The organism is Candidatus Pelagibacter sp. (genome assembly GCF_965262185.1).
In the GTDB taxonomy this organism is placed as follows: domain Bacteria; phylum Pseudomonadota; class Alphaproteobacteria; order Pelagibacterales; family Pelagibacteraceae; genus Pelagibacter.
On the sequence record NZ_OZ253498.1, the window covers coordinates 754,328 to 777,931 of the forward strand.

Genomic DNA, 23,604 nt, shown 5'->3' on the forward strand with positions numbered 1-23,604 from the left:
TTACTTAAAATTAATACTAATACTATGTCGTACGCAGTAATAAAAACAGGTGGTAAACAGTACAAAGTTAAATCTGGTGAAATATTAAAAATTGAAAAACTTCCAGATTCAAAGCCTGAAACTAAAATAGAATTTAATGAAATCCTAGCATATGGAGATGATAAAAACATTGAAGTTGGAACTCCTAATATTGAAGGTGCTAAGGTAGAGGCAGTTTTAATTAAAAATAGTAAAAATAGAACAATTCTAATTTTCAAAAAAAGAAGAAGGCAAAATTCAAGAAGAAAAAATGGACACAGACAACAATTTTCTTTGATAAGAATTAACAAAATTTTTTCGAAAGATGGTAAAGTATTATCTGAAGCTGAAAAAATTAAACCAGCTTCCAAAAAAGAAGAAGTTAAGGAAGCTACAAGTAAATAGTTATTAGGTAAATTATGGCAACAAAAAAAGCAGGTGGATCATCGAGAAATGGACGAGATAGTGCCGGTCGAAGACTTGGTGTTAAAAAATACGGTGGAGAAACTGTAATACCTGGAAATATAATTGTTAGACAAAGAGGAACAAAAATTTTTCCTGGCGAAAATGTTGGAATGGGAAAAGATCATTCAATTTTTTCTGTTATCAAAGGTAAAGTTGTATTCAAAAAATCTAAATTAGATAGAACTTACGTTTCAGTAAAACCCAATTAATAGTACAACCAAGAAAATGTTGTATTATGAAATTTCTCGATCAAGTTAAAATTTATATTAAAGCTGGAAACGGTGGTGACGGTTCACCAAGTTTTAGAAGAGAAAAGTATGTTGAGTTTGGGGGACCTGATGGAGGTGATGGAGGCAGGGGTGGTTCTATAATTTTAAAATCAGAAGAAAACTTAAACACTTTAATTGATTACAGATATCAACAACATCATAAAGCTCAACGTGGAGAGAATGGTTCTGGTCAAAATCGAACAGGTAAAAGTGGTGAGGATTTGGTTTTAAAAGTTCCTCTTGGAACCCAAGTATTTGAAGAAGATAACAAAACTCTATTATTTGACTTTAATAAAAAAGGAGAAGAGTACATTGTGGCTAATGGTGGCAAAGGTGGTTTGGGAAATACTAGATTTAAAAGCTCCACAAACAGAGCTCCAAGAAAATTTACTAAAGGAACTTTGGGAGAAGAGTTTACTATTTGGTTACAACTTAAAACAATAGCTGATATTGGAATTATCGGATTACCTAACGCAGGAAAATCAAGTTTGTTGGCAGCACTTACAAACGCAAATCCTAAAATTGCTAATTATAAATTTACAACACTCAATCCTAACTTAGGAGTTGCTAGTTATGATGATAAAGAAATTACAATAGCTGATATACCAGGATTAGTAGAAGGTGCCCATGAAGGTGTTGGACTTGGGATACAGTTTTTAAAACATATAGAAAGATGCAAATCTTTATTACATTTAATTGATATTACTAATATTGATCTCAAGGAGTCTTATGATCAGGTTAAAAATGAACTTAAAAATTATAGTTCTAAAATGCTTGAAAAGAGAGAATTAATTGTGTTTAACAAAATAGATTTGATTGATGAAGACACAGCTAAAGATGTAATTGATGATTTCTCTAAAGATAAAAATTGTGAGATAATGACAATGACAACTTTAAATAAAGAGTCAGTTTCAAAAATTAAGGCAAAATTGTTATCCTATGTATCTTAAAAACTCGAAAATTATTGTTATTAAAATTGGCTCATCTTTATTAGTTGATGAAAATAAAAAAATTAGAAAAAAATGGCTTTCAAGCTTTGCGAGAGACATCAAAAAACTAAAAGATAAAAATCAAAAAATAGTCATTGTTAGTTCAGGTGCTATCGCTCTTGGATGTAAAAAAATGAATTTTAACAAAAAAAATATCAAGTTAGATAAAAGTCAAGCAATTGCCTCTATTGGCCAAATTGAACTAATGAATTTATTCTCTCAGACCTTTTCAAAATTCAAATTAAATATTTCACAAATTTTGTTAACTCTAGAAGATACGGAGGAGCGAAGAAGATCCTTAAATGCCAAAAGAACATTCGAAAATTTATTCGAACTTGGATTTATACCAGTTGTTAATGAGAATGATACAATTGCAACAACTGAAATAAAATATGGAGATAATGATAGATTGGCATCTAGAGTAGCTCAAATTACAAACGCCGATACATTAATTTTACTTTCAGATGTAGATGGCCTTTTTACAAAAAATCCAAAAGTAAATAAAGACGCTAAACTTATAAAAATAGTAAATGATATAAACAAAGACTTAAAAGAAATTAATATCAAAGGAATTAATGAATATGGAAGTGGAGGAATGCAAACAAAAATTGAAGCTGCTAAAATTTGTCAGTTAGCTGGCAGCAGTATGATTATTGCAAACGGACTGTATTCAAATCCTATTTCAAAAATTATTGAAAAAAATAATTGTACATGGTTCAGCCCAAAGGTCTCTAAACTTCATGCTAGAAAAAAGTGGATAATTAGCTCAATTGCACCTAAAGGAAATATTGTAATTGATGATGGAGCCAAAAAAGCATTAAAGCTTGGAAAAAGTTTACTAGCTGCAGGTATTAAAAATGTATCAGGAAGATTTAACAAAGGTGATCATATAAAAGTTTTAGATAAAAAAAATAAAGAATGCGCTAGGGGTTTAAGTTCTTTTTCTTCTGATGAAGTAAAAAAAATTATGGGACAACATTCGAATGAAATTCAAAAATTACTTGGGTATGTTGCAAAATCTGAAGTTATTCATAAAGATGATATGGTAGAAGTATAAATGAATAATTATATGAATTTAATCGGTAAAAGAGCAAGAAAAGCAAGTCAATATAAAATAGACACAAAAGTTAAAAATAGTGTTTTAGTCTCCTATGTTAAAATGCTTGACGAAAACAAAGATTTAATAATTAAAGAAAATACTAAAGATATTAATTATGCAAAAAAAATAGGATTAAAAGAAAATTTAATCAGTAGGCTTCATTTAAATGAGAAAAAAATAAACCACATCAGAAATTCTATTATTAGTATTATTAGATTTAAAGATCCCATTAATCATGTTCTAGAAAAGTGGAAAAGACCTAATGGATTAAATATTAGTAGAATATCAATTCCAATAGGAGTGATTGGTGTAATTTATGAAAGTAGGCCAAATGTTACATCAGATGTTGCGGGTTTATGTTTCAAATCAGGTAATGCAGTAATCTTAAGAGGAGGTTCAGAGGCAATCAATTCAAATAGAGTTTTGTCAAAACTTTTTAGAAAAGCGCTCAAAAAAAATAAAGTAGATGAAAACTTTATACAATTTATAGACTCTAAAAACAGAAAGATGGTTGATGTAATGCTTTCCAAAATGAAAGAGTATATCAATGTTATAATTCCACGTGGTGGAAAAAATCTTGTAAGAAAAGTTCAAGAACTTTCTAAGGTTCCTATAATTGGTCATCTTGAGGGTATTTGTCATACATATGTAGACAAAGACGCTGAATTAAAGATGGCAAATAGAGTTGTTGCTAACGCAAAATTAAGAAACACCAGCATATGTGGAGCGACCGAAACCATTATTCTGCATAAAAATATTGTTAAAAAATTTAGCAATACAATCCTGGGCAATTTAGAAAAAAATGGTTGTAAAATTTATGGAGAAAAGACTTTGGCTAAATTTTATAAGGGTAAAATTTTTAAAGCTACTGAAAAAGATTGGTCTACAGAATATTTAAGCTCAGCAGTTTCAGTTAAAATAGTAAACAACCTCAATGAAGCTATAAGTCATATTAATAAGTATGGAACAATGCATACAGACTCAATAATTACAAAAAACAAAAAAACAGCTAATCAATTTCTAAAAGAAGTCAAAAGCTCAATTGCTATGCATAACACTTCAACTCAATTTGCAGATGGAGGTGAATTTGGGTTTGGAGGAGAAGTTGGAATTTCTACCAATGTACTACCACCAAGAGGGCCTGTGGGACTTAATCAACTTGTTTCATATAAATATCAAATTACAAGTAACGGCAAAATAAGAAATTAATTTGAAAATAAATAAGACAAAAATAGGAATTTTAGGAGGATCATTTGATCCTGCTCATAAAGGTCATCTAGCTATTTCAAAAGAAGCAAAAAAAAGATTTGAGCTTAAAAACATTATTTGGGCAATCACAAAAAAAAATCCTTTTAAAAACCAGAGCAAAACCTCAGTTACTGAAAGAATAAAATTCTGTAAAAAAATTATTGGTAACAATTCATTTATAAAAGTGAGATTTTACGAAAATAAAATTAATTCAAATAAAACAATCGATTTAATTAATCATTTAAAAAAAAATAAAAATATTGAAATCTATTTTTTAATGGGAGCAGATAACTTAATAAATTTTCACAAATGGTATAAAGCAAAATCTATTTCACAAAAGTGTAATATTTTAGTTTTCGATAGACATGGCTACAAAAAAAACTCATTAAAATCAAAGACATTTAGGGCTCTCGGTAATACCACCCTCAAATTCATAGAGTTTAATAAAGTCAACATTTCATCTTCTCAATTAAGAAAAATTTGATAGTCTAAATTTAATTAATGGATAAAATTTCAGATCTCAAAAAAATTGTAATCACCACATTAGATCTTAACAAAGCTGAAGACATAGTAACTATTGATCTAAAAGATAAAAGTTCGATGGCAGATTATATGATAATAGCAAGCGGTACATCATCTAGACATATACAGTCTTTATCTGAACAGGTATTAGAAAAGCTTAAAGATAATGGAATTAAAGATTCTAAAATTGAAGGTAAAGAAAGTGCTGAATGGAAATTAGTAGATGGTATAGATCTAATCGTTCATATTTTTCACCCAGAGAAAAGAAAATTTTATGAATTAGAAAAAATCTGGTCAGAATTTATTCCCAGAGAAAAAGTAATGATATGAAAATAATTAAATATTATTCATTTGTTTTCTTATCATTTTTTTATTTAAGTTCAGCAAACTCTTCTGAAGTAGATATTTACAAAAAGATAGATTTATTTGGTGAGGTTTTAGAAAAAATAAATAGAGAATATATTGATGAAATCAATCAATCTGAGAGCATGGACTCTGCTATCAATGGCTTACTTCAATCTTTAGACCCTTATTCCTCTTATATGTCTCCTGAAATTCTGGAGGAGATGCAAACTGAAACTAGCGGTGAATTTGGTGGCCTTGGAATTGAGGTAAGTATGGAAGCAGGAGTTGTTAAAGTTATTTTCCCTATTGACGACACACCAGCGTCAAAAGCTGGATTAAAAGCTGGTGATTACATTGTGAAAATTAATGATACCCAAGTTCAAGGGAAATCTCTAAGCGAAGCTGTTGATTTAATGCGAGGCCCAGTAGGTTCAAGTATAGAATTAACAGTTAGACGAAGAGGAGAAAAAAAAGCATTAACATTTAATATCACTAGAGAAATAATTGAAATTCAATCAGTTAAGTCAGAGTTATTAGAAGAAAATATTGGCTATATTAGATTAACTTCATTTAATGAAAACAGTAGTGATCAAATAGAAAAACAAATAAAGAAATTAAAAAAAAATAAAAATCTTAATTCATTTATTTTGGATTTAAGAAATAATCCAGGTGGATTACTAAACCAAGCAATAAGAATATCTGATTTCTTTTTAGAAAACGGTGAAATTGTCTCCACTAAAAGTAGAAAAAAATCTGATAATAGAAAATGGTTTGCAAAAAAAGGAGACATAACTGACGGAAAAACATTATTAGTGCTGATAAATTATGGATCAGCTTCAGCATCAGAAATTGTTGCAGGAGCTTTAAAAGACCACAAAAGAGCAATTGTTGTAGGTGAAAACAGTTATGGTAAAGGTTCAGTTCAATCTATTATTCCTCTTAAAAATAGAGGCGCAATACGTTTAACTGTTGCAAAATATTATCTTCCATCTGGAAAATCTATATCTGAGGTTGGTGTACGTCCAGACATTGAAGTAAATGAAGAAGGTGATGATTTTAAAATAAGAACTGACACTGACAATCAACTAAATTACGCAATTAAATTACTCAACGGATAAAATGAAAAAAGATTTACATAATCTTCCACTAAGAAGTGGAGTAGGAATTGTTGTGTTAAATAAAGAAAACAAAGTGTTTGTTGCCAAAAGAATAGATAACCCCAAAAATTTTTGGCAAATGCCGCAAGGCGGTGTAGATGAAGGTGAGGATTTTTTAAAAGCTGCTTACAGAGAACTTGAGGAAGAGACCAGTATTAAAAATGTTGAATTAGTAAAAGAATTAGATGGAACCATAACTTATGAACTTCCAGATAGATTGCTTGGTTTTATTTGGAAAGGAAAGTACAGAGGTCAAAAACAAAAATGGTTTTTAATGAGATTTGTTGGGTCAGATAGTGAAATAAATATCAAAACTAAACACCCTGAGTTTTTAGAGTGGAAATGGGTAGAGCTAGACAAAATTACAGACTTAGTGGTTGATTTTAAACTACACGTGTACAAAGAAGTTAAAGATAAAGTAAAAAAAATTCTTAATTAAGAGTTTTTAAAACTTCAATTTTTTGATCTACTAAATATTTAGCTTGATCATTAATATCTGATTTTCCTGCTTCATCTTCAGCTTTTTTCAGTAAATCCTGTTGAACAGATTTGTCCATATCAGATAAATTATAAATTGAGCTTGTTAGAATAGATAAATTATTATTTTTAAACTCTACTATACCATCCTCAACATAATAATTTTCATCACCAGATTTTGAACTTACTTTGATAATACCTGGTTTTAAAAATGAGATAATTGAAATGTGATCCTTTAATATCCCCATTTCTCCTTCAAAAGCAGGTACTACTACTTCTGACACATCCTCTTTCACCAAAAAAGATTTTTCAGGATTTACTATCTCAATTTTAAACTCTTCACTCATTAAGCAGCAGCTTCTTTTTCCATTTTCTCAGCTTTTTCTATCGCCTCTTCAATTGTACCAACCATATAAAAAGCTGCTTCTGGAAGGTGATCGTATTCACCTTTGCAAATTGCATCAAATCCTTTGATTGTCGATTCAAGATCAACTAATTTTCCAGGTGAACCTGTAAATACTTCTGCAACGAAGAACGGTTGAGATAAAAATCTTTGAATTTTTCTCGCTCTTGCTACAACTAATTTATCTTCCTCAGATAATTCATCCATACCAAGAATAGCAATAATATCTTGAAGAGATTTATAAGACTGTAAAATTCTTTGAACATCTCTTGCTACTCTATAATGCTCGTCACCTACTACTCTAGGATCCAAAATTCTTGAAGTAGAATCTAATGGGTCTACTGCAGGATAAATACCAATTTCTGCTATTTGTCTTGAAAGTACCGTAGTAGCATCCAAGTGAGCAAATGATGTTGCAGGCGCTGGATCAGTTAAGTCGTCAGCTGGAACATAAATTGCTTGCACAGAAGTAATTGATCCCTTGTTTGTTGTTGTAATTCTTTCTTGAAGATTACCCATATCAGTAGCTAGTGTAGGCTGATATCCTACAGCTGAAGGAATTCTACCTAACAAAGCAGATACCTCTGAACCAGCTTGAGTAAATCTGAAAATATTATCAACGAAGAATAAAACGTCTTGTCCTTCTTGATCTCTAAAATATTCCGCTACAGTTAAACCTGTTAAAGCAACTCTTGCTCTTGCTCCTGGAGGTTCGTTCATTTGTCCATAAACTAATGCTGCTTTAGAACCGGGACCATCTTTTTTTATTACCCCTGAATCCATCATTTCGTGATAAAGGTCATTTCCTTCTCTAGTTCTTTCTCCAACACCAGCAAAGACTGAAAATCCACCATGAGCTTTTGCAACATTGTTAATCAATTCCATAATTAAAACTGTCTTACCAACTCCCGCACCACCAAATAGACCAATTTTTCCTCCTTTGGCATATGGCGCTAATAGGTCGATAACTTTAATACCAGTAACTAATATTTCAGTTTCAGTTGACTGATCGTTAAATTCAGGTGCAGATCTGTGAATAGGCCAGCTTTCTTTAGTTTTAACCTCACCTCTTTCGTCAATTGGCTCACCGATTACATTGATAATTCTACCTAAAGTTTCTGGTCCAACAGGAACTTGGATTGGAGCATTTGTATTTACAACTTCGTCTCCTCTTTTTAATCCTTCGGTGGCATCCATTGCAATAGTTCTAACTGTAGATTCTCCTAAGTGCTGAGCAACCTCTAAAACTAATCTGTTATCACCATTTTTGCATTCTAATGCTGTTAAAATTTCTGGTAATTCTCCTTCAAATTTTACGTCTACTACCGCTCCAATAACTTGTGTAATTATTCCTTTGCTCATAATTATAAACTTTCTGCTCCTGATATGATTTCTATTAGTTCTTTAGTAATTGCTGCCTGACGACTTCTATTATACTCGATAGTAAGTTTGTCAACCATTTCACCTGCGTTTCGGGTTGCATTATCCATTGCACTCATTCTGGATCCTTGTTCGCTAGCTGAATTCTCTAACATTGCCTTAAATATTTGTGTTGAAATATTTTTTGGCAACAAATTGCTTAAAATTTCATCCTCGTCTGGTTCAAATTCATAACTTTCATCTGAACTATTTTCATTTCCCTCATCATTTAAAGGAATTATTTGTTGAGCTTGTGGGATTTGTGTAATTACATTTTTAAATTTATTATAAAAAATTGTACATACATCAAACTCGCCTGCTTCAAATTTTTCAATAATAATTTTTCCTACTTTGTCTGCATCAAAATAATTAGCATTTTTTGACTCTTTAAATGAAATGTTTTCAATTATTTTATCTCCATAAGTTCTCTTAAGTTGGTCATTACCTTTTGAACCTACAGTAATAATTTTAACTTCTTTATTCTCATCTAAAATTTTAGAAAAATAACTTTTTGCTTTCTTAATTATATTTGAGTTAAATCCACCACATAAACCTCTATCTGATGTCATAACAACGCAAAGATGAACTTTGTCTTGTCCAGTGCCAGCTAACAACTTTGGTGCATTTTCTTTATCTGAAATTCCACTAGAAAGGTTTAAAATTACATTGTTCATTTTTTCTGAATAAGGTCTTCCTTTTTCAGCACTTTCTTGTGCTTTTCTTAATTTTGCAGCCGCAACCATTTTCATAGCTTTAGTAATCTTTTGTGTAGATTTTACGCTAGCTATTCTCTTTTTTAGGTCGTCTAAACTTGCCATATTAAATTAAGATTTAAGGGTTTCCTTTAATTGAGTAATCAGTTCAACTAATAACTTTTCTTTATCTTCTTCAAGCTTTCCTGAACTTTGTATCGACTCAATAATCTCAGGTTTTTCTGATTTACATTTTTCTATGATTTTACTTTCAAAACCTGCAACATCTTTTAAATCAATATCATCAAGATATCCTTTAACACCACAGAAAACCGAAATTACTTGTTCTGCAACTGTCATTGGAGAATATTGCTTTTGTTTTAGAAGTTCAGTTAATTTTGATCCTCTATTCAATAACTGTTGAGTAGAGGCATCCAAATCTGAACCAAATTGAGCAAATGCTGCCATTTCTCTATATTGAGCAAGCTCAAGTTTCATTGATCCTGAAACTTTTTTCATCGCTTTAGTTTGTGCAGATGAACCTACCCTTGAAACTGACAAACCAACATTAATTGCAGGTCTTATTCCTTGGTTGAATAATTCAGTTTCTAAGAAAATCTGACCATCCGTAATTGAAATTACGTTTGTTGGAATAAACGCAGATACGTCTCCACCTTGAGTTTCAATAATTGGAAGTGCTGTTAAAGATCCTCCACCATGTTCATCACTCAATTTCGCAGCTCTTTCTAATAATCTACTATGTAAATAGAATACATCTCCTGGATAAGCCTCACGTCCTGGAGGTCTTCTTAGTAGAAGAGACATTTGTCTATAAGCAACTGCTTGTTTTGATAAATCATCGTAGATAATTAATGCGTGCATTCCATTATCTCTGAAAAATTCACCCATAGCACAACCAGTATATGGAGCTAAAAACTGAAGTGGTGCTGAGTCTGATGCTGTTGCTGCAACAATCGTTGTATATTCCATTGCACCAGCTTCTTCTAAAGTTTTTTGAATTTGTCTAACAGTTGATCTTTTCTGACCTACAGCAACATAAATACAATATAATTTTTGTTTTTCATCACCTGATTCATTAATCTTTTTTTGGTTTATGATCGCGTCAACTGCAACAGCAGTTTTTCCTGTTTGTCTATCACCAATAATTAATTCCCTTTGACCTCTTCCAATTGGTACCAAACTATCAATTGATTTTAATCCCGTTTGCATTGGTTCATTAACCGATTGTCTTGGGATAATTCCAGGGGCTTTAACCTCTACTCTGCTCTTTTGTACACTTTTATCTAATGCACCTTTGCCATCAATTGGATTTCCCAAACCATCTACTACTCTACCTAATAATTCTTTTCCAACTGGCGTATCAACAATATTTCCAGTTCTTTTTACAACATCACCCTCTTTAATATTTCTGTCATCACCAAAAATTACAACTCCAACGTTTTCGCTCTCTAAGTTTAGGGCCATACCTTTGGAGCCATCAGAAAATTCAACCATCTCTCCAGCCTCAACATTGTCAAGACCATAAATTCTAGCGATACCGTCACCAACTGATAAAACTTGACCAACTTCAGTAACCTCAGCTTTATCTCCAAAATTTTTGATTTGTTCTTTTAATATCTTTGTAACTTCTGAAGGATTTATTTCCATTTATGCCTCTATCATTCTATTTTCGATTTGTTGTAATTTACTTTTAATTGAGGTATCCACCATAGTACTCCCTACCTGTACTACCAAACCTCCTATTAAACTTTCATCATGCTTGTAGTTTAATTTTATTTTTGAACTAAAATTTTTAGTTAATTCTTCTGTAATTTGTGTAATTTCTTCATTAGACAACTCTTTAGCAGACTTTAATTCTGCTTTTAACTCACCTCTTTTTTTTGAACAAATTTCAATAAAACTTTTAAGAATTCTTTCTACAAAAAAGAACCTTCTTTTTTGAATTAAAAAACTTAAGAAGTTTTTTAACAATTGATCAAATTTATAATTTTCTGAGATTGTACTAACTACTTTTAATAAATCGTCTTGGCTAGTAGTTGGGTCTTTTATTAAATTTGAAAAATCTTGACTTTGTTCTAATAATTTTAAAATTGAAAGTGATTGCTCTTCTATTTGAGCCGTAACACTATTTTCAGTAGATAATTCATAAAGCGCAAGAGAATACCTTTCAGCTGAAGTAATTGAAAATCCTGTGTTTTTGCTCAACTTGATACCTCTAAAATGTTGAAGATTATTTTAAAATCACGCTCTAATTAGCATATGACCTTTGCGTCTTCAAGTGACTGATTGACGAAAAAGTCCTCTTTTTTAGGCCTAATTGAAGTTAATTGGATCAACATCAACTGAAAGTTTTATTCCTTTGGAAAATTTGTATTTTGGAACTGATTTTGCAATAGCAGTTTGTAGTTTCATAGATTTTGGACCTCTAATTAAAAATCTCACTCTAAATTTTCTCTTTAATCTAAATATAGGAGCATCAACTGGACCCAATATCTTTCCCTCAATTTTATTTTCTAGGTAATTTTTAAAATCATAAGCTTCTTTTTCTAATTTTTTTTGATTTTCTCCAGTCATAATTAGCGAAATAAATCTTTGAAAAGGTGGAAGTTTGTTTTTTTTTCTAATTTCTAATTCCCTTTTTAAAAATATATCAGGATTTTTATTTGTAATTTCTAAAATCATATTCTTATTATTGTTATAAGTTTGAAAATATACTGTTGCAGGTTTTCCTGTTCTTCCAGCTCTTCCTGATAGCTGATGATATAATTGCAAATTTTTTTCTGCTCCTCTTAAATCATTCCCATTAGCTGATAGATCAATATCAACAACCACAATACAATTTAAACTTGGAAAGTGAAATCCTTTGGAAATTAATTGTGTTCCAACTAATATTTGCGTTTGATTATTTATAATTCTTTCTAATTTATTTGATGAGTCTTTTTTATTCATTGTATCACTTGAAAAAATTTCAACTTCTTTATTGGGAAATTTTTTTTTAACTTCCTCAGATATCCTCTCTACACCAGGTCCACTGAAAACAAAATTACATTCACCCTCTTTTGAGCAATCTCTTTTTAAATCAGTTTTAAAACCACAATAATGACATAATAAATTATTTTTATTTTTATGATAAACAAGATTGATAGTACAATTTGGACAAGAATAACTTGTTAAACAATTTTTGCACAAGGCATGAGGTGAAAAACCTCTTCTATTTAAAAAAAATAAAACCTGATCTTTTCTCCCAAGGTGAAAATTTACTTTTTCAATTATTTTATCTGATAACCATGATTGTTTTTCGAGTTTGGTTTTATTAAGATCTATAATTTCATAATTTGGTAATGAAGCATTTTTATATCTCTCTGTAAGTCTTGATAAGGAATATTTTCCTTTTTGAATATTTTCAAAAGTTTCAATTGATGGAACAGCAGTAACTAAATTAACTGGTATATTTTCAAATGAAGCTCTAGAGATTGCCATATCTCGTGCATTATAAGTTACACCCTCATCTTGTTTGAATGATTGATCGTGCTCTTCATCTACGATTATTATACCTAAATTTTTAAAGGGTAAAAATAATGATGATCTTGCTCCTATAATTACTTTAACTTCTCCATTTGATATTCCACTCCAAATTAATTCTTTCTTTTTTTTTGAAACTCCTGAGTGCCACACAGCTGCATTAAAACCAAAATATTCATTAAATTTTTTTTCAAATTCACCTGTTAAACCTATCTCAGGTAACAAAATTAAGCCCTGATATCCTTGTTTTATAAGGTTTTTTAAAGCTTCAAAATATACAAGAGTTTTACCTGATCCTGTTGTTCCTTGTAACACGTGTACTCTAAAATTTTGGTTAGTGCTTGCCATTTCTTCATATGCTTTGATTTGATCTTTGGTTAATTTTATGGATGTATTTTTAATTTCACTTTTAAAATTATTATAAGAACTTAGCTCCTTATTTTCTATTGCATGACTACTTAATAAAATAAGCTTTAGAGCCATTCCTTTTGGAATAATATTGTACTCTGAAAACCAGTTTAAAAATTTAATAGTGGTCACATCTAACTTCCATTTTTTTTTAGAGGAGTCACATCTAACTTCCTTTTTTTATTTTAAATGTTTTGTTGCTATTTTTTTCAAATTCATCCCAAACTACACCTGTAATTTTTGATTTACCAAAAGGAACTTCCACGTAATCTCCTAATTTTAGATCAATACTACTTTCATAAGTAAATGGATGATCAAAAATATTAGGTAAAAGAATCGGAAATTTCATATTTTAATAATATGAAAAAAAATTAAGAGTGTATTGCTCTTTTATCTACTGATAATGCAGCTTCTTTAACTGCTTCTGAAAATGTTGGGTGCGCATGACATGTTCTTGCTATGTCTTCTGAACTTGCGCCAAATTCCATAGCCACACCTATTTCAGCAATTAACTCTCCTGCATGAGGACCTATAATATGAGCTCCTAATACTCTGTCTGTTTGCTCATCTGCTAATATCTTTACAAATCCCTCCGCATCATCAATTGCTTTAGCTCTAGAATTTGCCATAAATGAAAATTTACCAACTTTATACTTTTGATTAAGTTCTTTTAATTGTTCTTCTGTTTTTCCTATAGATGCAACTTCTGGAGTAGTGTACACGACACCAGGGATTGTATCATAATTAACATGTCCAGATTGTCCTGCAATATTTTCAGCAACTGCGATTCCTTCATCTTCAGCTTTATGAGCAAGCATTGGGCCTACTATTACATCGCCAATAGCAAAAATATTTGCGACATTTGTTTTAAAGGTTTTGTCAGTTTTTATTCTTTTTCTTTCATCTAAATCAATTCCTACTGCATCTAAATTTAATCCATCAGTATTTGGCTTTCTTCCAACAGAAATTAACACCACATCACATTCAAAATTGTTTTTATTGCCATCTTTATCTACTGTTGAAACAACTGCTCCGTTGTTATTTTTCTTAATTGTTTCAACTTTGTTTTGCATATTAAATTTAATACCTTGTTTTTTTAAAATTTTCATAAACTCAGATGAAATTTCTTTATCCATTCCAGGTGTAATATGATCTAAAAATTCTACGACCTGAACTTCTGAACCTAATCTTGACCAAACTGAACCCATCTCTAAACCAATGTAGCCACCTCCAACTACAACCATTTTATTTGGTACTTTTTCTAATTTTAAAGCCCCTGTAGAGGAAACAATTACTTTTTCATCAATATCAATTCCAGGTAATGAAACTGGCACAGATCCGGTTGCTATTACTGTTTTTTCTGACTGTATAATTGTCTCATTATTCTTATCATCTTTAATTGAGATCTGATTTTTTGATTTAAAACTTCCGTGACCTTTAAAATAAGTAACTTTGTTTTTTTTTAAAAGAAATTCTACACCTTTGGTCAATATTGTTACAGCTTTATCTTTACTTTTCATCATCTTTTCAAGGTTAAGTTTCACCTCACCTATCTCGATGCCCTTATTGGATAAATTTTTTGCTTTATGAAATTCTTCCGAAAGATTTAATAAACTTTTTGAAGGTATACAGCCAACATTTAAGCAAGTTCCCCCTAATGAACCTCTAGACTCTATACATGCGGTTTTTAAACCTAATTGCGCAAGTCTAATTGCACAAACATAACCACCAGGCCCTCCTCCAATAACTGCAGCTTGAAATTTTTCTGACATTTAAATATCCAAAAATAGTCTTCTAGGATCCTCTAGATTTTCTTTAATCATTTTTAAGAAAGAAACAGATTCTTTGCCATCAATAATTCTGTGATCATAAGAAAGAGCTAAATACATAATAGGTCTTATTTTTATTTCCCCATCTACTACAACTGGGCGCTCTACAATATTATGCATACCTAGAACGCCAGATTGAGGTAAGTTTAGAATTGGAGTTGATAACATTGAACCATACACTCCACCATTACTGATAGTAAATGTTCCTCCTTGTAGATCTTCAATTGTTAATTTTCCATCTCTAGCTTTTTCAGAAATATCTTTAATATTTTTTTCAATGTCTGCAAATGAAAGCTCATCTGCATTTCTTAAAACTGGAACAACTAAACCTTTATCCGTACCTACAGCAAAACTAATATTATAATAGTTTTTATATATAATTTCATCGCCATCAATTTCAGCATTTACAGCAGGGAAATGTTTCAAGGCCACCACACATGCTTTAACAAAGAATGACATGAAGCCTAATTTAATTCCATATCTACTTTGAAAGTCTTGTTGATTTTCTTTTCTCATTTCCATGATATTTGTCATGTCAACTTCATTAAAAGTTGTAAGTAATGCAGCATTTTCTTGAGCTTGTTTTAATCTCTTAGCAATTGTCTGTCTTAGTCTGGTCATTTTAATTCGTTCTTCTTGACCGTATTGAATTTTTCTCTCTGATGGTTTTGGATTTGCTCCCATTAAACTTATTAGGTCTCCTTTTAAAACCTGCCCATTTTTTCCTGAACCTTGAACTGAACCAATATCAATATTATTTTCGGTTACAATTTTTCTGACAGCTGGAGACAAAGTATCATTTCTATTCTCTCTTACTGGTGCTGGGTTTGGTACTACTTCCTCAGTTAAAACCAAAGGCTTAGGTTTTTTAGTTTCTTGTTTTTCTTCCTCAAAAATTTGTGGTTCTTTTTTATTTGTATCTAACTGAATGACATTGTTTTCAGAAGGAGTTTCTTTAACTTGTTTAGGCTCTTCTTTCTTTTCAGTTGGTGTCACTTTAGCTGAACCATTTTCAGATACTGAACCCAATAAAGCTCCAACTTCTACTGTGGAGCCATCTTGTGAATTAATTTCTGTTAAAACACCAGTTATTGGTGATGGAACCTCTAAATTAACTTTATCAGTTTCAAGCTCAACAATTGGCTCGTCAGCTTCAACTGCATCTCCAGTTTTTTTTAACCATTTTGCAACTGTTGCCTCTGTAATACTTTCACCAAGTACTGGAACTACTATTTTTTCACTCATTATAATTTAATCAAACACCTTATTAATTATTTCTTGTTGCTGAGAATTATGCCTCTTTGCATATCCAGTTGCTGGAGTTGCATCAGGGCTTCTTCCTATATAAGAAATTTTATTATATTTAGCCTTTAAAGTATCTAATGTCCATTGAATATAATCTCTCACTGAAAACCATGCCCCCATATTCTTTGGCTCTTCTTGGCACCAAAAGAATTCAGCATTTTTAGCATAAGGTTTAAGTTCGTTTACTAAAGCTTTTGCTGGGAAAGGATAAAGTTGTTCTATTCTAAACATAATTACATCATCTCTTTTTAATTTTTCTCTAGCATCAAGTAAGTCAAAGTAAACTTTGCCTGAGCACAAAATAACTTTTTTAATCTCAGAACTTTCTTTAAGTTTAATAAATACATTTGATTTTGGATCGATCGCATGATCCCACAAAACTCTATGGAAAGTATTTTGTTTGTTAAAATCCTCTAAGTTAGAAACACAGTATTTATTTCTAAGTAATGATTTTGGAGTCATTATAATTAGTGGTTTTCTAAAATCTCTATGCATTTGACGTCTTAATGCATGATAATAATTGGCCGGTGTTGTACAATTCATCACTTGCATATTATCGTTTGAACATAACTGTAAAAATCTTTCTAACCTAGCTGATGAATGTTCAGGACCTTGACCTTCGTATCCATGAGGTAACAACATTACAATCCCTGAAGCTCTATTCCATTTTCTTTCACCTGATGCTATAAATTGATCAATCACCACTTGAGCTCCATTTGCAAAATCTCCAAATTGTGCTTCCCAAATTGTAAGAGTATTTGGTTCAACTAAACTGTAACCATATTCAAAACCTAAAACAGCAAGTTCTGATAAAAAACTATCTACCACTTCGAATTGTTTTTGATCTTTTGAAATATTATTTAAAGGAATATATCTTGAGTTATCAACTTGATTTCTTAATACAGAATGTCTTTGACTAAAAGTTCCTCTACCTGAGTCTTGTCCAACTAAACGAACCGGATATCCCTCAACCAACAAAGATCCAAAAGCAAGTGCCTCAGCTGATGACCAATCAATTCCTGTTCCCTTTTCTACAGATTCCTTTCTAGCATTAAGAATTTTAGAAATGGTTTTATGAATATTTTTTTCTGATGGTATTGTATTTATTTTTTTTGATATTATTTTTAATTTCTCTTCATCAAAACCTGAAACTCCTCTTTTATCTTTACCTTTCTCAGGTTTATATCTAGACCATGTTCCCTCAAACCACTTTATTTTAGGTTTATAGTCTTTTGCACTTTTATATTGATCGTCTAATAAATCTTTAAATGATTTAACATTTTGATCTAGTAATTCCTTGGTAATTATATTTTCACCAATTAGTTTACTTCCATAAATTTTATATACACTTGGGTGAGCTTTAATCTTCTGATACATCAATGGCTGAGTAAACGATGGCTCATCTCCCTCATTATGACCAAATCTTCTATAACAAATTAAATCTACAACAACATCTCTATTAAAATTTAATCTGAACTCTGTTGCAATTCTAGTAGCGTAAACAACTGCTTCTGGGTCATCTCCATTAACATGTAAAATTGGAGCTTCAACCATTTTAGCAACATCAGATGGATAAGGTGATGATCTTGCAAACCGTGGGCTTGTTGTAAAACCAATTTGATTGTTTACAATTATGTGAATAGTTCCACCAGTGTTATGTCCTGGTAGACCTGACATAGCAAAACATTCAGCAACTACTCCTTGTCCAGCAAATGCTGCATCACCATGAATTAGTATTGGGATAACTTTGTTTCTCTCTTTATCTTTATGAAAAAATTGTTTTGCTCTAGTTTGTCCTAAAACGACAGGATTTACTGCCTCCAAATGAGATGGATTATCTGTCAAACTAACATGAACAGAATTTCCATCAAACTGTCTATCAGAAGATGCACCAAGATGATATTTTACATCTCCTGCACTATCTTCAGAATCGTCACTATATTCACCGGCGAATTCATTAAATATTCTCTTATAAGATTTTTGTAATACATTTGCTAAAACATTTAATCTGCCTCTATGAGACATTCCAATTTTAACCTCTTTAATTTGTTGTTGACCACCGATTTTGATTATTTGTTCAAGTGCAGGAATTAAACTTTCTCCTCCATCCAAGCCAAATCTTTTTGTGCCAACATACTTAGTTGCTAAAAATTTTTCAAAACCTTCTGCTTGAACTAATTTATTTAAAATTGCTTCCTTTCCATTTTTTGTAAATTGTAGTGCAGTTTCATCTTGTTCAATCCTATCTCTAAACCACATTCTTTCCTCTGGGTTTGAAATGTGCATAAACTCATAACCTATTTTTCCACAATAGGTTTTTTTCATAAATTTTAAAATTTCTTTAATATTGGCATACTTTTTATTAATCACTCCATTTAGAAAAATTTTTTTATCATATTGTTCTTTTTTAAAACCATAAAACTCCGGATGAAGCTCATCTAAATATTCAGACTCCCTCATTCCCAAAGGATCAAGATCAGCCAATAAATGACCTCTTAGTCTATAAGCTCTTATTAAAGCAACAGCACTTATTGAATCTTTGTTTGAATCTGCAAGTAATTGGAAATTAAACTTTTCAGAAGTATCTATTTTTTCTTTATTTAGGCTATTATTTTCATCTTCATCTATTTTTTTTTGTAGCTCATCAATATTTATTTTGGTTTTTTCTGGTCCCCATGATGGTCCATTTATTTCATTAGCAATTACTTTTATTTCATCACCAATTCCTTCAAAATAATTTAACCAACTTTCAGGGAGATCTTTATCTTTGTTGATAAATTTTAGGTACATTTGTTCAATAAATGCACTATTTGATTTATGTAAAAATGAATTTTTTTCGAAATCGAGATTTTTTGATGAAGACATCTTTTTATTTAATATATCCCTCTAAAAATATTTTTTCAATTAGACAGTTTATCAAATAAAGTTTTACCGATTATTGATGGAGATTTTGCGACAGTAATTCCACATTCTTCCATTTTTTTTATTTTATCCTCTGCACCACCTTTGCCTCCAGAAATAATTGCACCCGCATGACCCATTCTTCTCCCTGGAGGCGCAGTAATTCCTGCTATAAATCCAACTGTTGGTTTTTTAATCTTATGGTTTTTCAAAAATTCTGCTGCTTCCTCTTCTGCAGAACCTCCTATCTCTCCAATCATTAAAATTGATTGTGTCTCTTCATCATTTAAAAACAGATCTAAACAATCTATAAAATTTGTACCATTTATTGGATCTCCTCCAATTCCAATGCATGTTGATTGCCCTAATCCATTCTCAGTTGTTTGAGCAACCGCTTCGTAAGTTAAAGTTCCAGATCTAGATACAATTCCAACTGAACCTCTTTTATGAATATTACCAGGCATAATTCCAATTTTACATTCATCAGGAGTTATAATTCCTGGACAATTTGGACCTATAAGTCTGCTATTAGACCCATCTAATTTTTTTCTTACCTTAAGCATATCTTGAATTGGGATTCCTTCAGTAATGCAAACAATTAATTCAACGGAAGCATCGATAGCTTCTATAATTGCTGCTGCAGCAAATTTTGCAGGTACATAAATCATAGTGGCATCTGCTCCAACTGCATCTTTAGCTTCAGCTACAGAATTAAATACAGGTCTATCTAAATGCTTTTGACCTCCCTTTTTAGGAGTAACACCTCCTACTAAATTTGTTCCATATTTTATTGCTTGTTCTGAATGAAAGGTTCCATGTGCACCTGTAAACCCTTGGCAAATTACTTTTGTTTCCTTATTAACTAAAACTGACATCTATTTTATTGCCTCAACAATTTTTTTAGCAGCGTCATCCAAATTTTCTGCTGAAATTAATTTTAAACCCGAATTGTCTAAAATTTCTTTTCCCTCTTTAAAATTTGTCCCTGCAAGTCGAACTACCAAAGGCACACTAATATTAATTTCTTTTGCAGCGTCCACTACTCCTTGTGCAAGTACATCACACCTCATTATTCCCCCAAAAATATTTATTAAAATTCCCTTAACATTTTTATCTGAAAGAATAATTTTAAATGCTGCAGAAACTTTTTCTTTTGAAGCTCCACCTCCAACATCTAAGAAATTAGCTGGTTCTTTACCATATAATTTGATGATATCCATAGTTGCCATTGCTAGCCCTGCACCATTAACCATACATCCAATACTTCCGTCTAACTTGATATAAGCTAAATTATGTTTGCTTGCTTCAATCTCAGTTGGATCCTCTTCATTGAGATCTCTTAATTCTAGAATTTCAGGATGTCTAAATAATGCATTAGAGTCGAAATTAACTTTTGCATCTAAACAAACAATCTTTCCCTCTTTTGTTAAAATTAAAGGATTTACCTCAACCATATTTGCATCTGTACTAATAAACATTTTATAAATTGATTTTATTATCGAAATTGCTTGATCTTTTACATCACTGTCTAAATCAAAGATTTTAATTACTGACTCACAATCTGCATCTGATATTTCTTCAGCTATATCGACTTTAGTTGTAATAATTTTTTCTGGATTTGAACTTGCTACTTCTTCAATATCCATTCCACCTTGATCACTTGAAATAAATGCAATCTTTGAACTCGCTCTATCAACTAAACATGATAAATAGAATTCTTTTTCTATATTAGAGGACTCTTCAACATATAATCGCTTAACTTCTCTGCCCTCTGGTCCAGTTTGATGAGTTACCAATGTTTTTCCAAGCAGCTCATTGGCTGAATTTTTTAGTTCCTCAAGTGTATTTAGAATTTTAACTCCTCCAGCTTTACCTCTACCGCCAGCATGAATTTGAGCTTTTAAAACATACTTTTCAGTTTTTAAATTTTTTGCTTTTTCAATCAAGTCATCAACACTCGTTGAAAAAACTCCTGCTGGAACTATTGCTCCATATTTCTTTAAAATTTCTTTCGCTTGGTGCTCGTGAATGTTCATTATTATTTTGAAAGATCTGGATCTATTTTAGATGCAGCTTCCCAAAGAGCTTTAACAGCATCAATAGAGTGCATAAACTCTTTATTTTCTTTTTCATCTAAATCCACTACTTCAATTTTCTCAACTCCGTCTTTACCAATTACAACCGGTACTCCTGCATAAACATTTTCTACTCCGTACTCACCATTTAACTGCACTGCACAAGGTAATAATTTTTTTTCATCTTTTAAGTATGATTCAGCCATTTGAACTCCCGATGCTGCAGGTGCATAAAAAGCGGAACCTTTTTCTAAATACTTAACGATTTCTGCTCCACCGTCTCTAGTTCTTTGATTAATTTCTTCAACTCTCTCTTGAGAAATCTTTCCCTCTTTCACAAGATCCAATAAAGGTTTGCCAGATACTTTTGTAAATCTTGGCATTGGAACCATAGTATCTCCATGACCACCCATAACCATTGCTTCAATCTCTCTCACAGGCACACCAAGCTCTAAGGATAAAAATAATTTAAATCTTGAGCTATCTAGAATTCCTGCCATGCCGACAACTTTATTTGCAGGCAAACCTGAAAACTTTTGAAACGCCATAACCATTACGTCTAAAGGGTTGGTGATACAAATTACGAAGGCGTTCGGAGCGTTTTCTTTTACTCCTTGAGCTACCTGTTTAATAATTTTTAAATTTATACCGAGAAGATCATCTCTACTCATTCCTGGCTTTCTAGGAACTCCTGCTGTAATTATGATAACATCAGAATCTTTAATATCTTTATAATCATCTGTACCTGATAATTTTACATTAAATCCATCAACTGATGATGATTGAGCTATATCTAAAGCCTTTCCTTTAGCTATTCCTCTTGCAACATCAAATAAAACAACTTCATCAACAAGCTCTTTTATTCCAATTAAATGTGCTAGTGTTCCACCTATTTGGCCTGCGCCAATTAAAGATATTTTTTTCATTTATTTCCTCTTATTTCATTGTTGGCATTACAAATTCTGCGTTTGTACGCACACCTGAAGGCCATCGTGATGTTACAGTTTTAAGTTTAGTATAGAATTTTATTCCTTCCATGCCATGCATGCCGCTATCTCCAAATAATGATCTTTTCCAACCACCAAAACTATGAAAGGCCATAGGAACTGGAATTGGAACATTGATACCAACCATTCCTACTTGAATTTTACTAGCAAATGTTCTGCCTGCATCACCATCTCTAGTATAAATACTTACTCCATTTCCGTATTCGTGATCATTGATTAGTTTTGCGGCCTCTTCAAAAGTTTTAACTCTAACTACAGATAGCACTGGGCCAAAAATTTCTTCTTTATAAATTCTCATGTCTTTATTAACATGATCAAATAAACAACCACCAATATAAAACCCATTTTCATAGCCTTGGAGTTTTAAGTTTCTTCCATCAACAACTAGTTTTGCTCCCTCTTCAACTCCTAAATCAACATAACTTTTTACTTTTTCTAAATGCTCTTTTGTAACCAAAGGTCCCATCTCTGAGGCTTTATCCATACCAGGTCCTACTTTTAAGGCCTCTGCTTTTTTAGAAAGTCTTGAGACCAGTTCATCACCAATATCTCCTACAGCAACCGCAACAGATTGAGCCATACATCTTTCACCTGCAGATCCATAAGCTGCACCCATCAATCCATTTACTGCACCATCCAAGTCACAATCTGGCATAACTACTAAGTGATTTTTTGCACCTCCAAGTGCTTGTACTCTTTTTTCATTTTTAGCTGAATTTTCGTAGATATATTTTGCAATTGGAGTAGATCCAACAAAACTTACAGCTTTAATATCTTTATTTTCTAAAATTGCATCAACAGCTTCTTTATCGCCATTAACTACATTAAATACTCCCTCGGGTAATCCAGCCTCACTCAGTAGCTCAGCTAATCTAATTGCACATGAAGGATCTTTTTCTGATGGTTTTAATATAAATGTATTTCCGCAAGCAATTGCTATTGGAAACATCCACATTGGTACCATTGCTGGAAAATTAAATGGAGTAATTCCAGCTACTACTCCTAAAGGTTGTCTCATTGACCAACTATCAACATTTGTTCCAACGTTTTCTGAATATTCACCTTTTAACAAATGAGGAATTCCACAAGCAAACTCTACTACCTCAAGCCCTCTTGTTAAAGATCCTCTGGCATCCTCAAAAACTTTTCCGTGTTCTGATACTATTAGCTTTGTTAACTCATCAGAGTTTTTTTCTATTAATTCTTTAAATTTAAAAATTATCCTTGCTCTTTGTAAAGGAGGTTTTGCAGACCAAGTTTCAAATGCTTTTTTAGCTGCTTCTACGGCTTGATCTAAATCAGACTTACTTGCAAGTCTTACCTCGGATTCCTGTTCTCCTGTTGCAGGATTAAACACTTTTCCTTTTCTATCAGATGAACCTGAAATTATTTTTCCATCAACAAAATGCTCTATTAATTTCATGAATACGGTC

General features: G+C 31.5%; 23 protein-coding genes. 9 read left to right on the forward strand and 14 right to left on the reverse strand.

The genetic code is table 11. From position 1 onward, the window contains the following. The first annotated feature begins 24 nt into the window (after positions 1-24). The 9 genes from rplU to ACQY31_RS04275 are packed head-to-tail and all read left to right on the forward strand — an operon-like array spanning position 25 to position 6,551. Entirely contained in the window at positions 25-423 is a 399-nt protein-coding gene (gene rplU / locus ACQY31_RS04235; RefSeq protein WP_428081175.1) for a 50S ribosomal protein L21, read from the forward strand. A 14-nt stretch (positions 424-437) separates the two neighbouring features. Beyond that, complete coding sequence (gene rpmA / locus ACQY31_RS04240; protein ID WP_075506491.1) at positions 438-692, forward strand: 50S ribosomal protein L27; 255 nt, start codon at positions 438-440, stop codon at positions 690-692. A gap of 26 nt (positions 693-718) precedes the next feature. Continuing rightward, a complete protein-coding gene (gene cgtA, locus ACQY31_RS04245; protein WP_428081178.1) occupies positions 719-1,702 on the forward strand; it encodes an Obg family GTPase CgtA in 984 nt (327 codons plus the stop codon). Beyond that, a complete protein-coding gene (gene proB / locus ACQY31_RS04250; protein ID WP_428081180.1) occupies positions 1,692-2,798 on the forward strand; it encodes a glutamate 5-kinase in 1,107 nt (368 codons plus the stop codon). Before cgtA ends, proB begins: the two co-directional genes overlap by 11 nt. After that, positions 2,799-4,049: a glutamate-5-semialdehyde dehydrogenase gene (locus ACQY31_RS04255; RefSeq protein ID WP_428081182.1), complete on the forward strand. Its 1,251-nt coding sequence runs from the start codon at positions 2,799-2,801 to the stop codon at positions 4,047-4,049. It abuts the gene before it with no gap. Continuing rightward, on the forward strand, positions 4,045-4,572 hold the full coding sequence (gene nadD / locus ACQY31_RS04260) for a nicotinate (nicotinamide) nucleotide adenylyltransferase (protein ID WP_428081192.1): 528 nt from the start codon (positions 4,045-4,047) through the stop codon (positions 4,570-4,572). The genes ACQY31_RS04255 and nadD overlap by 5 nt, the downstream gene beginning before the upstream one ends. Before the next feature lie 17 nt (positions 4,573-4,589). Continuing rightward, entirely contained in the window at positions 4,590-4,940 is a 351-nt protein-coding gene (gene rsfS / locus ACQY31_RS04265) for a ribosome silencing factor (protein WP_428081184.1), read from the forward strand. After that, positions 4,937-6,073: a S41 family peptidase gene (locus tag ACQY31_RS04270; protein ID WP_428081186.1), complete on the forward strand. Its 1,137-nt coding sequence runs from the start codon at positions 4,937-4,939 to the stop codon at positions 6,071-6,073. Before rsfS ends, ACQY31_RS04270 begins: the two co-directional genes overlap by 4 nt. A 1-nt stretch (position 6,074) precedes the next feature. Further along, entirely contained in the window at positions 6,075-6,551 is a 477-nt protein-coding gene (locus tag ACQY31_RS04275) for an RNA pyrophosphohydrolase (RefSeq protein WP_428078864.1), read from the forward strand. Here ACQY31_RS04275 and atpC read toward each other — a convergent pair. The 14 genes from atpC to ACQY31_RS04345 all read right to left on the reverse strand — a co-directional run bounded on the left by atpC (position 6,544) and on the right by ACQY31_RS04345 (position 23,594). Beyond that, positions 6,544-6,936 carry an ATP synthase F1 subunit epsilon gene (atpC, locus tag ACQY31_RS04280; protein WP_428078866.1) on the reverse strand — a complete coding sequence of 131 codons (393 nt, stop codon included), beginning with the start codon at positions 6,934-6,936 and terminating at the stop codon, positions 6,544-6,546. The genes ACQY31_RS04275 and atpC overlap by 8 nt on opposite strands. Continuing rightward, on the reverse strand, positions 6,936-8,354 hold the full coding sequence (gene atpD / locus ACQY31_RS04285; protein ID WP_428078867.1) for a F0F1 ATP synthase subunit beta: 1,419 nt from the start codon (positions 8,352-8,354) through the stop codon (positions 6,936-6,938). The genes atpC and atpD overlap by 1 nt, the downstream gene beginning before the upstream one ends. A gap of 2 nt (positions 8,355-8,356) precedes the next feature. Then, entirely contained in the window at positions 8,357-9,229 is an 873-nt protein-coding gene (locus ACQY31_RS04290; protein ID WP_428078868.1) for a F0F1 ATP synthase subunit gamma, read from the reverse strand. Between the two features lie 6 nt (positions 9,230-9,235). Beyond that, positions 9,236-10,771 (reverse strand): F0F1 ATP synthase subunit alpha, encoded by a 1,536-nt coding sequence (gene atpA, locus ACQY31_RS04295; RefSeq protein WP_428078870.1) that lies wholly within the window; start codon positions 10,769-10,771, stop codon positions 9,236-9,238. Then, entirely contained in the window at positions 10,772-11,329 is a 558-nt protein-coding gene (gene atpH, locus ACQY31_RS04300) for an ATP synthase F1 subunit delta (RefSeq protein ID WP_428078871.1), read from the reverse strand. Positions 11,330-11,437: 108 nt separating this feature from the next. Further along, a complete protein-coding gene (gene priA / locus ACQY31_RS04305; protein ID WP_428078873.1) occupies positions 11,438-13,186 on the reverse strand; it encodes a replication restart helicase PriA in 1,749 nt (582 codons plus the stop codon). A 34-nt stretch (positions 13,187-13,220) separates the two neighbouring features. Beyond that, complete coding sequence (locus ACQY31_RS04310) at positions 13,221-13,403, reverse strand: hypothetical protein (protein ID WP_428078875.1); 183 nt, start codon at positions 13,401-13,403, stop codon at positions 13,221-13,223. A gap of 22 nt (positions 13,404-13,425) precedes the next feature. Beyond that, positions 13,426-14,826, reverse strand: a complete 1,401-nt coding sequence (lpdA, locus tag ACQY31_RS04315; protein ID WP_428078877.1) for a dihydrolipoyl dehydrogenase — start codon at positions 14,824-14,826, stop codon at positions 13,426-13,428. After that, entirely contained in the window at positions 14,827-16,128 is a 1,302-nt protein-coding gene (gene odhB / locus ACQY31_RS04320) for a 2-oxoglutarate dehydrogenase complex dihydrolipoyllysine-residue succinyltransferase (RefSeq protein ID WP_428078879.1), read from the reverse strand. A 6-nt stretch (positions 16,129-16,134) separates the two neighbouring features. Beyond that, positions 16,135-19,053, reverse strand: a complete 2,919-nt coding sequence (locus ACQY31_RS04325; RefSeq protein ID WP_428078880.1) for a 2-oxoglutarate dehydrogenase E1 component — start codon at positions 19,051-19,053, stop codon at positions 16,135-16,137. 35 nt (positions 19,054-19,088) lie between these two features. Beyond that, positions 19,089-19,964 carry a succinate--CoA ligase subunit alpha gene (sucD, locus tag ACQY31_RS04330; protein WP_075506079.1) on the reverse strand — a complete coding sequence of 292 codons (876 nt, stop codon included), beginning with the start codon at positions 19,962-19,964 and terminating at the stop codon, positions 19,089-19,091. Beyond that, positions 19,965-21,125 (reverse strand): ADP-forming succinate--CoA ligase subunit beta, encoded by a 1,161-nt coding sequence (gene sucC / locus ACQY31_RS04335; RefSeq protein WP_428078882.1) that lies wholly within the window; start codon positions 21,123-21,125, stop codon positions 19,965-19,967. Positions 21,126-21,127: 2 nt separating this feature from the next. Further along, entirely contained in the window at positions 21,128-22,090 is a 963-nt protein-coding gene (mdh, locus tag ACQY31_RS04340) for a malate dehydrogenase (RefSeq protein ID WP_428078884.1), read from the reverse strand. Between the two features lie 10 nt (positions 22,091-22,100). Next, positions 22,101-23,594 carry a CoA-acylating methylmalonate-semialdehyde dehydrogenase gene (locus tag ACQY31_RS04345; protein WP_428078886.1) on the reverse strand — a complete coding sequence of 498 codons (1,494 nt, stop codon included), beginning with the start codon at positions 23,592-23,594 and terminating at the stop codon, positions 22,101-22,103. Positions 23,595-23,604: the final 10 nt, after the last annotated feature.

Coding starts and splice junctions, on each gene's coding strand:
- sucC (WP_428078882.1), bottom strand. CDS start 21,125: ATGAACATTCACGAGCACCAAGCGAAAGAAATTTTAAAGAAATATGGA.
- sucD (WP_075506079.1), bottom strand. CDS start 19,964: ATGTCAGTTTTAGTTAATAAGGAAACAAAAGTAATTTGCCAAGGGTTT.
- cgtA (WP_428081178.1), top strand. CDS start 719: ATGAAATTTCTCGATCAAGTTAAAATTTATATTAAAGCTGGAAACGGT.
- ACQY31_RS04255 (WP_428081182.1), top strand. CDS start 2,799: ATGAATAATTATATGAATTTAATCGGTAAAAGAGCAAGAAAAGCAAGT.
- proB (WP_428081180.1), top strand. CDS start 1,692: ATGTATCTTAAAAACTCGAAAATTATTGTTATTAAAATTGGCTCATCT.
- atpD (WP_428078867.1), bottom strand. CDS start 8,354: ATGAGCAAAGGAATAATTACACAAGTTATTGGAGCGGTAGTAGACGTA.
- lpdA (WP_428078877.1), bottom strand. CDS start 14,826: ATGTCAGAAAAATTTCAAGCTGCAGTTATTGGAGGAGGGCCTGGTGGT.
- ACQY31_RS04290 (WP_428078868.1), bottom strand. CDS start 9,229: ATGGCAAGTTTAGACGACCTAAAAAAGAGAATAGCTAGCGTAAAATCT.
- atpA (WP_428078870.1), bottom strand. CDS start 10,771: ATGGAAATAAATCCTTCAGAAGTTACAAAGATATTAAAAGAACAAATC.
- ACQY31_RS04310 (WP_428078875.1), bottom strand. CDS start 13,403: ATGAAATTTCCGATTCTTTTACCTAATATTTTTGATCATCCATTTACT.
- rplU (WP_428081175.1), top strand. CDS start 25: ATGTCGTACGCAGTAATAAAAACAGGTGGTAAACAGTACAAAGTTAAA.
- ACQY31_RS04275 (WP_428078864.1), top strand. CDS start 6,075: ATGAAAAAAGATTTACATAATCTTCCACTAAGAAGTGGAGTAGGAATT.
- ACQY31_RS04270 (WP_428081186.1), top strand. CDS start 4,937: ATGAAAATAATTAAATATTATTCATTTGTTTTCTTATCATTTTTTTAT.
- rpmA (WP_075506491.1), top strand. CDS start 438: ATGGCAACAAAAAAAGCAGGTGGATCATCGAGAAATGGACGAGATAGT.
- ACQY31_RS04325 (WP_428078880.1), bottom strand. CDS start 19,053: ATGTCTTCATCAAAAAATCTCGATTTCGAAAAAAATTCATTTTTACAT.
- odhB (WP_428078879.1), bottom strand. CDS start 16,128: ATGAGTGAAAAAATAGTAGTTCCAGTACTTGGTGAAAGTATTACAGAG.
- atpC (WP_428078866.1), bottom strand. CDS start 6,936: ATGAGTGAAGAGTTTAAAATTGAGATAGTAAATCCTGAAAAATCTTTT.
- rsfS (WP_428081184.1), top strand. CDS start 4,590: ATGGATAAAATTTCAGATCTCAAAAAAATTGTAATCACCACATTAGAT.
- ACQY31_RS04345 (WP_428078886.1), bottom strand. CDS start 23,594: ATGAAATTAATAGAGCATTTTGTTGATGGAAAAATAATTTCAGGTTCA.
- mdh (WP_428078884.1), bottom strand. CDS start 22,090: ATGAAAAAAATATCTTTAATTGGCGCAGGCCAAATAGGTGGAACACTA.